The organism is Bradyrhizobium vignae (assembly GCF_004114425.1).
Taxonomy (GTDB): Bacteria; Pseudomonadota; Alphaproteobacteria; order Rhizobiales; family Xanthobacteraceae; genus Bradyrhizobium; species Bradyrhizobium vignae.
This window is the reverse complement of the sequence record NZ_RDQF01000059.1, coordinates 36,306-48,012: the sequence shown is the minus strand read 5'-3', so window position 1 is coordinate 48,012 and position 11,707 is coordinate 36,306. Positions and strand designations below refer to the sequence as shown.

Here is an 11,707-nt window from a genome sequence, read left to right as displayed (position 1 = left end):
CGTTCGGTCATAGCTGTTGTCTCGCATCGGATCGTTCCTCCGCTGCAGCGATCCAATCAGCGAATTATTGAACATGCACAATTGCGAGCCAACGGGTCCGCGCGAAGCGCGGCCCGATGACAGGCTCCGCGAAGCAATCCAGAGATGTATCCGCGGAAACAGTCTGGATTTGCTTCGTCGCCAGCGCAAAATTGCTTCGCAATTTTGTCGCGGGCTTCTTCGCAATGACGCGCGGATGCACCCATGCCCCTGCAAAACCGCGTCACTCCGACCGGCGACATCATCGCCACGCCGCACCGGGGCATGTTCACCGGCAACCGCGGCATCATCCACGATCCCGCGACCAAGACGCTTCTGAAGAAGCGCTGGTCGACACCGGCCTGGATCACATGCCTCTGCGAATTCCGCGGCTGGCGGCGCCCGGTGATGGCACGGCGGAGCTGGACCGAGCTGTTCTTTCTCGACGAAGCCACCGCCTTTGCAGCCGGACACCGTCCCTGCTTCTTCTGCCGCCGCGATGATGCCAACCGCTTCCGCGCGGCATGGGAGGGGGGAAATGGGGTGAGCAAAGTGAGCGCAAAGGCGATGGACGCCCGGCTGCATCTGGAACGTCTGGATCGTGGCCGCAAACGCCTGCACGCGCTGCCGGGGCCGCTCGCGGAATTGCCCGATGGCGCGATGCTGCAGCAGGGTGAGCAGAGCTTTCTGATGATGAAGGGCCGGCCGCTGCTATGGTCGCCAGCCGGCTATGCCCGTGCCGCGCACGAGCTGGAGAGCCCGATGCTGCTGACGCCCCCGTCCACACTGCGGGCGCTCGGCGCCGGATATCAGCCGGCACTGCATCCGACGGCTCTGGACCAGCCGAGGGACTAGCGGATCGCCGCCATCAGCCCAGCTTCTCGCGCGCCAGCGCAGCACCCGCACCGAGCGCTGCCAGCTTTGCTTCAGCGATCTCCCGCCGCATCGGCGCCATGCCGCAATTGGTGGTGGCGATGATGTTGCTCTTGGGCACGAATTTCGACACCGCCTCGATCACCTTCATGACGTCCTCGGCAGTCTCCACCGTGTCGCTGGCGACGTCGATCACGCCGGCTTGCACGATCTTGGTCTCGAGCAGTGCCAGCAGCTCGAGCGGCACCTTCGAATTGCGGCATTCGATCGCGACCTGCTGGATCGGGCTCGCGTCGATCGCCGGGAAGATCTGCTCATACTGCCGCCATTGCGTGCCGAGCGTTTCCTTCCAGTCGGTGTTGGCCTTGATGCCGTAGCCGTAGCAGATGTGCACGGCGGTGGCGCAGGTCAGCCCCTGCGCAGCGCGCTCCAGCGCCTTGATGCCCCAATCGTTGACCTCGTCCATGTAGACGTTGAAGGCGGGCTCGTCGAACTGCACGAGATCGACGCCGTCGGCCTGCAATGCCTTGGCCTCCTCGTTGAGCAGCTCGGCGAAGGCAAAGGCCATCTTCACGCGGTCGCCATAATAGCGATCGGCAATGGTGTCGATGATGGTCATTGGCCCTGGCAGGGTGAATTTCAGCTGCTTCTTCGTGTGTGTGCGCGCGACGCGCGCCTCGAAGTCATGGACGCGGCCCTTGAGGCGGAGCGGGGCGACGACCTGCGGCACCATCGCCTTGTAGCGGTCCTTGCGGATGCCCATCTCGACCTTGTGGGCGAAATCGATGCCTTCGATCTTCTCCAGGAAGCCGTGGACGAAATGCTGACGCGCCTGCTCGCCCTCGGTGACGATGTCGATGCCGGCGTCCTCCTGGATCTTCAGCCAGATCAGCGTCGCATCGCGCTTGGCGCGCAGGAGCTCTTCGCCCTGTGACTTCCAGGGCGCCCAGAGCATGTTCGGCTCGGCGAGCCATTCCGGCTTCGGCAAGGAGCCGGCGATCGTGGTTGGAAACAGCATGGCGGCCCTCCCGGCAGGTTGTGTTGCGCCCCTTCCTGCCATGACTTAACGTCGAGGTACAGAACAACAAAAGTCGTCCTGAAACCCGCGACGCCGGATCGGAAACGCCATGATCGAATTCTTCTTCGACTGCTCCAGCCCCTGGACCTATCTCGCCTTCCACAACATCCAGCCGCTCGCGAAGGAGCTCGGGGCGGAGATCGTCTGGCGGCCGATCCTGGTCGGCGGCATCTTCAACACGGTCAATCCGAGCGTCTATGCGCAGCGGGAGAAGCCGGTGCCGCTGAAGGCGCGCTACATGCTGAAGGATCTCAATGACTGGGCGCGCTCGGCCGGCCTGTCGATCAAGATGCCGCCGACGGTGTTTCCGGTGAACAGCGTCAAGGCGATGCGCGGCTGCATCTGGCTGGGCAAGGACATGCTGCCGTTTGCGACCGCCGTGTTCGAGACCTATTGGGGCGCGGACGAGGATATCTCGCAGGACGCCGTGCTCGCCGGGATCTGCAGGAAGGTAGGTCTCGACGAACAGAGATTCTTCGCCGGCATTTCGGAACAGAGCATCAAGGATCAGCTCAAGGCCAATACTGAGGAGGTGGTCGCGCGCGGCGGCTTCGGCTCACCGACCATCTTCGTCGGCAAGACCGACATGTATTTCGGCAACGACCGCCTGCCGCTGATCCGCGAGGCGCTGCTGCGCCGCAGGGCGAGCGCAGCCTGATGGTACGCGCCGTCATCTGCCGTGAACTCGGCGCGCCCGAGCATTTGCTGCTGGAAGAGTTTCCGTCGCGCGCGCTGAAGCCGGGCGAGGTCCGCGTCGCCATCCGCGCCGCCGGATTGAATTTTCCCGACGTGCTGATGGCCGCCGGCGAATATCAGCTCAAGCCGGAGCTGCCGTTCACGCCCGGCATGGAAGCCGCCGGCGATGTCACCGAGGTGGGCGCGGAGGCGAGGGGCGTCACCGTCGGCGACAAGGTCATCGTCAAGATGCGCCATGGTGCCTTCACCGACGAAGCTGTGGTGACGCCGGCCCAGCTCACGCCGATGCCTTCCACGTTCGACTACGCCGAGGCCGCAACCTATCTCGCGGGCCACGGCACCGCCTATCACGCGCTGATCGACCGCGGCCGGGTCGCGCCGGGTGAGGTGCTGCTGGTGCATGGCGCCGCTGGCGGCGTCGGCCTTGCCGCCGTCGAGATCGGCAAGATGCTGGGCGCGACCGTGATCGCCACCGCCTCCAGTGACGAAAAGCTTGCTGTCGCGAAATCGCGTGGCGCCGATCACCTGATCCGCTACGACCGCGAGCCGTTTCGCGACGCGGTCAAGCGCATCACCGACGGCCGCGGGGCCGATGTCGTGTTCGATCCCGTCGGCGGCCAGGTCTTTGAGGACTCGATGCGTTGCATCGCCTGGGGCGCGCGGCTCCTGGTGATCGGTTTCACCGGCGGCATCGGTTCGGCCAAGACCAATCTGCTGCTGATCAAGGGCGCCAGCGTGCTCGGCGTGCGCGCCGGCGAGGCGGCACGGAGAGATCCCGCGCTCGGAGAAGTGCGCCTGAAGGCGCTCTTGCGATGGGCGGAGGAGGGCAAGCTGCGCCCGAATGTCTCGCACCGCCTACCGCTGCAGGATTACGCGAAGGCGATGCGGTTGTTGATCGACCGCAAGGCGATCGGGCGCGTGGCGCTGGTGATGGAGTGACGCTGCCGCAGGTGGGCAAAGGCGCTCTTGCGCCGCGCCCACCATCTCTAGAGCCTCACTTATACTCCCGCTCCGTCCACCACGGGAAATAGTCCGGCATGTCCGTCGACACCTTGTTCTTGAACTGTGCCGGACGCTTCTCCAGGAACGACACCACGCCTTCCTTCACGTCGTCCGAGCGGCCGCGGGCATAGATGCCGCGGCTGTCGACCTTGTGGGCTTCCATGGGATCGTCGGCGCCCATCATGCGCCACATCATCTGGCGGATCAGCGCCACCGACACCGGCGCGGTCTTGGCGGCGAACTCCTTTGCCAGCGCACGTGCGGTCGGCAGCAGATCGTCCGGCGGGACCACCTTGCTGACGAGGCGCCCCGCAAGCGCTTCCTGGGCGGGGAAGACGCGGCCCGAATAGCACCATTCCAGCGCCTGCGAGATGCCGACGATGCGCGGCAGGAACCAGCTCGAGGCTGCCTCCGGCACGATGCCGCGCTGGGAGAACACGAAGCCGAAGCGTGCGGCCTCGGAGGCGATGCGGATGTCCATCGCAAGCTGCATGGTGACGCCGATGCCGACGGCGGGCCCGTTCACCGCGGCGATCACGGGCTTCAGGCACTTGAAGATGCGCAAGGTGACCTGGCCGCCGCCGTCGCGCACCTGCGGATCGCTGTAATCGACCTTGCCGTCGGCGAACCGCTTCACCGGCCCGCGCCGTGCGTCGCGGTCGAACGTGTCGGCGCCGGACGAAAGATCGGCGCCCGCGCAAAATCCGCGGCCCGCGCCGGTGACGATGATGGCGCGGACGTTGTCGTCCTTGTCGGCGGCGTCGAACGCATCGATCAGCTCTGCCTGCATCTGCGCGTTGAAGGCGTTGAGCTTGTCGGGCCGGTTCAGCGTGATGGTGAGGATCTGCTCGGCGACCTCATACTTGATCGTCTCATACGCCATGGTGGTTTCCTTCCTTGTCATTCTTGAATCAATTCTGTCATTGCCGGGCTTGACCCGGCAATCCATCTTTTTTGAAGAGGATGGATGCGCGGGTCGGGCCCGCGCATGACGATTTGTGCTGAGACGCTGGAATGCGAGTCTATTGCGCCGGCGGCTTGGGCCAGGGGCGCTGCGGGCCGCGCAGACCTTCAAAAGCCTTGGCCATGCCGAGCACGCCGATGTCGTCGAAGCGGCGGCCGACGATCTGCACGCCGATGGGAAAACCCTTGGCGTCGAAGCCGCCGTTGATCGAGACCGCTGGATTCTCCGACATATTCCATGGCACGGTATAGGCGATGTGCTCGAACGGCTTCATGGGATCATTGGTCGGCGAGGCCCACTCCGCCGGAAAGTTCACGTTCGGCGCGGTCGGCGAGATCACGTAGTCGAGCTCGCAGAACAGTTTTGACGCCGCCGCGCGGATCGCCATGGTCTGGTTGAAGCCGCGGATGACGTCGACGCCCGAGAGCTTCGCGCCGGACTCGCCCCATTTGAAAATGTAGGGCAGCACCTTTGCCTGCTCGGCCGGCGTCAGCTTCGACAGATCGTCCCACATCCGCGCGCGCCAGAAATTGTCGAGGCCGTCGAGCATCTCGCGGGTGAGAATGCCGTCGACTGCCGTCACGACCGCGCCCGCGGATTCGAAAGCCTTTGCCGCCTTCACCGCGACCTCGCGCACCGGCTTCTCCAGCGCCAGGCCGCAGCCGGGATCGAGCATCAGGCCGATACGCGCCTTTCGCGGGGACTTCTCCAATCCCTTCCAGTTCAGCGGCTCGGCCGGCAGGCTCATGCCGTCGCGCCGGTCGGGCTTTGCAATCGCGCTCATCATGAGCGCGCAATCATCGACGGTGCGGGTCATGGGACCTGCGACGCGGCCGATATAGGTGGGATCGATCGGCACGCGGCCGAAGCTCGGCTTCAGGCCGACGAGGCCACACCAAGCGGCGGGCAGGCGGACCGAGCCGCCGATATCGGTGCCGAGATGCAAGGGACCGTACCCGGCCGCGGCAGCGGCGCCAGCACCGGCGCTGGAGCCGCCGGGGTTCTTGCTGAGGTCCCAGGGGTTGCGCGCGAGCGCATGGAAGCTTGAGAGGCCCGACGACAGCATGCCGTAATCGGGCATGGTGGTTTTGGCGAAGATGATCGCGCCGGCTTCGCGCAGCCGCGCGGCGGGTGGCGCGTCCTTCTCGGCCGGCACGAGCTTGACGCTGGCCGCGCCGAGCGGCACCGGCACACCCTTGGTTGCGATGTTGTCTTTCACCGTGACAGGCACGCCGTCGAGCGCGCCGGAGGGCTCGCCGCCGGACCAGCGCGCGGTCGAGGCCCTTGCGGCCTCACGCGCGGCGTCGGGGTCGAATGCATAGAGCGCCCTCAGATGCGGTTCCCACGCAGCGACGTGCGCGAGCACGTCCTCCAGCACCTCGCTCGGCGAGAACTGTTTTGCGCGATAGCCCGCGATCAGATCGACAGCGGACAGATCGTGCAGCGAGGTGACCGCCTCTTCGGCACTCTTTTTATGCATTGCCACCTACCGGCATGCGCGTCTCGATGATGCGGGCGAACATGCTCGCGCCGATCGGCAGGATCTTGTCGTCGAGCACGAAGCCGGGATTGTGCACCGGCACAGAGCCGTCATGGCCGACCCAGAAATAGGCGCCGGGCACGGTCTGCAGCATGTCGGCGAAATCCTCGCTGCCCATCTTCGGCTGCGCGCGGGTGATCACGTTGGCGGGATCGACGATCGTGCGCGCAACCTCCTCGACCACCTTGGACTGCTCGACCTGGTTGACCAGGACGCCAAACGTGTCGCGGATGTCGGCTTCGATCGTGCACTGGAACGCAGCCGCGATGCCGGCACAGATCGCGCGGATGCGTTCAGCGACCATGGCGCGGACTTCATCCGAGAAGGTGCGGATGGTGCCGCAGAGATGGGCTTCGCCGGGGATGACGTTGTAGGCGGAACCCGCGTGAATCTGCGTGATCGAGATGACGGCAGCCTGCAGCGGCTCGACGTTGCGGCTGACGATGGTCTGGATTGCCTGCGCCAGCGTGGTCGCGATGATCACGGCGTCCTTGGAGCGCTCGGGCATCGCGCCATGCGCGCCATAGCCGGTGATGCGGAGGTCGAAGAAGTCGGCGCTGGCCATGGCCGGCCCGGGCAGGATCGCGATCTCGCCGTGGTTGAGGTCGGGCGCGTTGTGCAGACCATAGAGCTCGTCGCAGGGGAATTTTTCGAACAGGCCGTCCTTGATCATCGCGCGGGCGCCGCCGAGACCTTCCTCGGCCGGCTGGAAGATCAGGTGCACGGTGCCGTCGAAGTTCCGGGTCTCGGCGAGATAGCGCGCGGTGCCGAGCAGCATGGTGGTGTGGCCGTCATGGCCGCAGCCGTGGAAGCGGCCGGGGATCTTCGAGCTCCATTTCAGATTGGTGTTCTCCTCCATCGGCAGCGCGTCCATGTCGGCGCGCAGGCCGATGCGCTTGGTGCCCGAACCCTTGCCCTTGATGACACCGATCACGCCGGTGCCGCCGAGACCGCGATGCACCTCGATGCCCCAGCTCTTCAGCTTGTCGGCCACGATGCCCGAGGTGCGCACCTCCTCGAAGCCGATCTCCGGATGGGCGTGAAGGTCGCGCCTGATGGCAGTGAGTTCGTCGGCATAGCCGTCGATGCGGTCGATCGTGGGCATGTGTCCTGTCCGGTTAGCGTGAAGGAGGATTGAAAACGGGGCCGTTCGGCTTGATGCGGATGCCCGGCCGCAGGCGCGTCCAGGGCAGGGAAGCAGTGTCGGCCGGCATCGCGCCGGGCGCGGCGCAGATCATCAGCGCCTCCGCGATCGGCTCGAAATCGGCACGGAAATGCACCGAGCTCTTGTTGACGAGGATCTTCTCTCGTGTCGGCTCGATGCCGACATGGCGATACATCGCCTGGTCGGCGAGCTGGGCCTTGTGCGAGGAGACGACCACGCGGACATCGCCGATGCGCAAGGCTGCGGAGGGACCCATCTCCATCTCGCGGCCGCCATAGTAGGGGCCGGGCGCGATGAAGCGGCCGTCGGAGAGCTGTTCGACCACAAAGGTCTCGCGATAGGGCTCGTCGCCGGGAATCCCCGACTTGCCGCCGAGTGACAGCGTCACGGTGGCGCCGATGCCGGCTTCGTGCGCGGCCTTCGCCGAGACCGGATCGTAGATTGCGCCGGTCGCGGCGCTCGCCTTGTTGCGCACCAGCGCGCGCAGCATGCCCGTGGTGTCGGAATCGCCGCCGGCGCCGGGATTGTCCTGGGTGTCGGCGATGATGATCGGCTTGCTCGCGTTCTTGGAAAGCTCCATCGCATGGCGCACGCCATCGTCGGGCGTCCAGATCTTGCCGTCGAAATCGTCCTCGTGGCCTTCGATCAGCTTCACCATCGCATCCGCTGCGCGGTCGGCATCGGCTTGCGTCTTGCCATAGGCGAATACGCTCGGACCGCAATGGTGGAAATCGGCGGCAGGGAAGCCGGGGGCGAAGGAGAGCGTCGGAACGGCGTCGCCCTCTAATGCGGCGAGTTGTTCGTAAATGCCTTTGGTGGGCTGGTCGTTGGTGCATTGCCAGCTGATCGGGATCAGGAAGGGCAATTGCCGGAAAGCCTTTGCGAAGCGTTGCTTCGTCCCCAGCAGCAGCGCCAGATGCTTTGCGCAGGCACGGCCGGTCTCGGCCATGTCGACGTGGGGATAGGTGCGGTAGGCGATCAGCGCATCGGCATGCGCGATCATCTCGGGCGTGACGTTGGCATGGAGATCGAGGCTGGTGACCAGCGGAACATCCTTGCCGATGACCCGGCGCACACGCGCCAGGATCTCGCCTTCACCGTCGTCGAGATGCTCCGTGACCATCGCACCATGCAGGTCGAGATAGACCGCATCGATCGGGCCCGCGGCTGCGATGCCGTCGACCATCACCTTCACGATGCGCTCGAAGGCGTCCTTGGTGACATGGGCCGAGGGGCTCGCCCCGCAGGCGATGGTCGGGATGAGTTCCCAGCCGTTCGCCTCGGCGCTGTCGACGAAGCCGGCAAGGCCGACATTGATGCGGCGCATCACCTTCAAGACGTCGGCACCTTCAGTCATCGCCGGCCAGCCGCCGCCATGCTGGAAATCCGCGAAGGTCGCCTTGGTCGGAGCGAAGGTGTTGGTCTCGTGCAGGAAGCCGCCGACGGCGATGCGTGTCATCAATTCAAGTCCAGCATTGGAAAGTGCGCGACGTTAGCCTTGGCCCGCAGCCGAGGGCAAGGCGGGAAGCAATCGCGCCGCGCATAGGGTCAAGCTGTTTTGGGAATGTGTGCCGCGCACACCGTCATTGCGAGCGTAGCGAAGCAATCCAGAGTCTTTCCAAGGAGGGATTCTGGATTGCTTCGCTACGCTCGCAATTGACGAGGGGAGAGAGCTACGCCGTAGCCCCCACGCCTTCCGCCACCGGCCGGAAATTGGCGAAGTCCCAGTTACGCCCCGGTGCCGCATCCAGCAGCGCCTTGGTGTAGGCCTCCTTCGGATGCGTCAGCACTTCGGCGGCCGGTCCCTGCTCGACGACGCGGCCGTGCTGCATCACCACCACCTCGTCGCAGATCTGCGCGGCGACGCGCAGATCGTGGGTGATGAACAGGATGGCGATGCCGAGCCGCTTCTGGATCTCGTCGAGCAGTTCCAGCACCTGCGCCTGTACCGAGACGTCGAGCGCGGAGACCGCTTCGTCCGCGACCAGCACATCCGGATCGAGCGCGAGCGCCCGGGCGATCGCAATGCGCTGGCGCTGGCCGCCGGAGAACTGGTGCGGGTAACGCGACACCGCATCGGCCGGCAGGCCGACGAGCTCGAGCAGCTCTCGCGCCCGCTTCATCGCGTCAGGGTGCGCCACGCCGTAATTGATCGGGCCTTCCGCGATGCTCTCTCCGACGGTGACGCGAGGATTGAGCGAGCGGTAGGGATCCTGGAACACGATCTGGATCTTCTGCCGGTGCGGCTGCAGCAGGCGGCGCGAGATGTCGGCGATCTCGCGGCCGGCAAGGCGCACGCCGCCCGAGGTCGGATCGATCAGGCGGACGATGCAGCGCGCGACCGTCGACTTGCCCGAGCCGCTTTCGCCGACGATGCCGAGGGTGCGGCCCTTGCGCAAGGTCAGCGTGACCTTGTCGGCGGCGACGACCTCGCGGCCTTTGCCGAAGAAGGCGCGCTCCTTGTAGATCTTGCTGAGCTCGTTGGCTTCCAGCACGATCGGCTCGCGGGTCTCCTCGCGCGGTTGTCGCGGCACCAGGCTCGGCACTGAAGCCAGCAGGTTGCGGGTATACTCCATGGTCGGGTTGCGCAGCACGGTCTCGAGCGGGCCGGTCTCCACGAGGCGGCCTTGCCGCATCACCGCGACGCGGTCGGCGATCTCGGCGACCACGCCCATGTCGTGGGTGATGAACAGCACGGCGGTGCCGTGATCGCGCTGGAGGTCGCGGATCAGGGTCAGGATCTGCTTCTGCGTGGTGACGTCGAGCGCGGTGGTCGGCTCGTCGGCAATGAGGAGCTTCGGCTCCAGCACCAGCGCCATCGCGATCATGATGCGCTGGCGCTGGCCGCCGGAGAGGCGGTGCGGATAGGAGGCGAAGATGCGCTCGACCTGGGGCAGGCGAACCTGCTCCATCATGTCGAGGATGCGCTTCTTGCGCGCTTTGGCATCGAGATCGGTATGGGCGCGCAGCACCTCGTCGATCTGGCGGCCGACCGGTACCACCGGATTGAGCGCGGTCATCGGCTCCTGGAAGATCATGGCCATCTGTGTGGCGCGGAGCTGGCGCAGGCGGCGGTCGGTCGCGGTGAGCACCTCTTCGCCGACCAGCTTGATGCTGCCGCGGGTGGGAACCAGCGTCCCCTTCGGCAGCAGGCCCATCGTGGTGAGCGAGGTCACCGACTTGCCCGAGCCGCTTTCGCCGACGAGACACAGCGTCTCGCGCTCGCGCACCTGGATCGAGATGCCGTCGATGATGTTGGCGCCCTTCGGCTTCTTGCCGACGGAGACGACGAGGTTGTTGATGTCGAGAACGAGTTTGGTCATCAGGTCACTCCGTCGTCATTGCGAGGAGCCCGCGACAAGATTGCAGAGCAATTCTGCGCTGGCGACGAAGCAATCCAGAATCCTTCCGCGGAGGCAGACTGGATTGCTTCGCTTCGCTCGCAATGACGGAACAAGGGGATGGGCCGGGGAAACAAATCACTTGCCCTCCCGCTGCTTCATGCGGGGATCGAGGGCGTCACGCGCGGCGTCGCCGATCAGGTTGATGCTGAGGATGGCGATCGAGAGCAAGAGGCCCGGCCAGAAGATCAGCGACGGCTTGATCTGGAAGTACTGGCGACCCTCGGCCATGATGTTGCCCCAGGTCGGCGTCTCCGGCGAGATGCCGGCGCCGAGGAAGGAGAGGATAGCCTCGGTGAGGATCGCGCTTGCACAGACATAGGTGCCCTGGACGATCAGCGGCGCGATCGTGTTCGGCATCAGGTGCCGCCACATGATCTTCGGCAGGCTCGAGCCGACCGAGATCGCGGCCTCGACGTAAGGCTCCTCGCGCGCCGACAGCACGACGGAGCGGACCAGGCGCGCCACGCGCGGGATCTCGGGAATGGTGATCGCGATCAGCACGGTCCAGAGGCTGGCGCCGGAGAGCGAGACCACGGCGATCGCGAGCAGGATGCTCGGCATCGCCATCAGGCCGTCCATCACGCGCATCAGGACGGAATCGATCAGCTTGAAGAAGCCGGAGACGAGGCCGATCGCGAGCCCGATGGCGATCGACAGGATCGCCGAACCGATGCCGATCAGAAGCGAGATGCGGCCGCCATAGATCACGCGCGACAACAGGTCGCGTCCGTAAGCGTCGGTGCCGAGCAGGAATTGCGCCGAGGACGGCTTCAATCGCTGCGACGGCGCGAGCTGGATCGGATCATGCGGCGCGATCAGCGGGGCGACGATCGAGACCACCACGATCAGGGCGAGCAGGACCGTCGCCGTGGCGATGATCGGCGTCGAGGTGAGGAATCCGAAGCGCGGCCGCAGTGGCGACGTGATCGGAATGGACGACTGGGGAAGGGTATCGACCGACATGTGT

At 65.6% G+C, this 11,707-nt stretch carries 10 protein-coding genes; 3 read left to right on the top strand and 7 right to left on the bottom strand.

The annotated features are described in order from the left end of the window. The first annotated feature begins 243 nt into the window (after window positions 1-243). On the top strand, window positions 244-873 hold the full coding sequence (locus tag EAV90_RS32780) for a hypothetical protein (protein ID WP_122402571.1): 630 nt from the start codon (window positions 244-246) through the stop codon (window positions 871-873). Window positions 874-886: 13 nt separating this feature from the next. On the opposite strand, the gene EAV90_RS32775 is transcribed toward EAV90_RS32780, so the two are convergent. After that, window positions 887-1,909 (bottom strand): methionine synthase, encoded by a 1,023-nt coding sequence (locus EAV90_RS32775; RefSeq protein ID WP_122402572.1) that lies wholly within the window; start codon window positions 1,907-1,909, stop codon window positions 887-889. A 109-nt stretch (window positions 1,910-2,018) separates the two neighbouring features. Between EAV90_RS32775 and EAV90_RS32770 the strand changes: the two genes are divergently transcribed. Further along, window positions 2,019-2,627, top strand: a complete 609-nt coding sequence (locus EAV90_RS32770) for a 2-hydroxychromene-2-carboxylate isomerase (protein WP_122402573.1) — start codon at window positions 2,019-2,021, stop codon at window positions 2,625-2,627. Then, entirely contained in the window at window positions 2,627-3,604 is a 978-nt protein-coding gene (locus EAV90_RS32765; protein WP_129145795.1) for an NADPH:quinone oxidoreductase family protein, read from the top strand. Before EAV90_RS32770 ends, EAV90_RS32765 begins: the two co-directional genes overlap by 1 nt. Window positions 3,605-3,659: 55 nt before the next feature. Here the strand turns inward: EAV90_RS32765 and EAV90_RS32760 are convergent, their stop codons facing one another. The 6 genes from EAV90_RS32760 to EAV90_RS32735 all read right to left on the bottom strand — a co-directional run bounded on the left by EAV90_RS32760 (window position 3,660) and on the right by EAV90_RS32735 (window position 11,703). Then, a complete protein-coding gene (locus EAV90_RS32760; RefSeq protein ID WP_122402575.1) occupies window positions 3,660-4,550 on the bottom strand; it encodes a crotonase/enoyl-CoA hydratase family protein in 891 nt (296 codons plus the stop codon). Between the two features lie 139 nt (window positions 4,551-4,689). Further along, on the bottom strand, window positions 4,690-6,111 hold the full coding sequence (locus EAV90_RS32755) for an amidase (RefSeq protein WP_129145794.1): 1,422 nt from the start codon (window positions 6,109-6,111) through the stop codon (window positions 4,690-4,692). Beyond that, a complete protein-coding gene (locus EAV90_RS32750; protein WP_122402577.1) occupies window positions 6,104-7,276 on the bottom strand; it encodes a M20 aminoacylase family protein in 1,173 nt (390 codons plus the stop codon). The genes EAV90_RS32755 and EAV90_RS32750 overlap by 8 nt, the downstream gene beginning before the upstream one ends. Window positions 7,277-7,289: 13 nt before the next feature. Then, a complete protein-coding gene (locus EAV90_RS32745) occupies window positions 7,290-8,795 on the bottom strand; it encodes a M81 family metallopeptidase (protein ID WP_129145793.1) in 1,506 nt (501 codons plus the stop codon). A 214-nt stretch (window positions 8,796-9,009) separates the two neighbouring features. After that, window positions 9,010-10,659: an ABC transporter ATP-binding protein gene (locus tag EAV90_RS32740; RefSeq protein WP_129145792.1), complete on the bottom strand. Its 1,650-nt coding sequence runs from the start codon at window positions 10,657-10,659 to the stop codon at window positions 9,010-9,012. 156 nt (window positions 10,660-10,815) lie between these two features. After that, window positions 10,816-11,703, bottom strand: coding sequence for an ABC transporter permease (locus EAV90_RS32735; protein WP_122402580.1), 888 nt, complete (start codon window positions 11,701-11,703; stop codon window positions 10,816-10,818). Window positions 11,704-11,707: the final 4 nt, after the last annotated feature.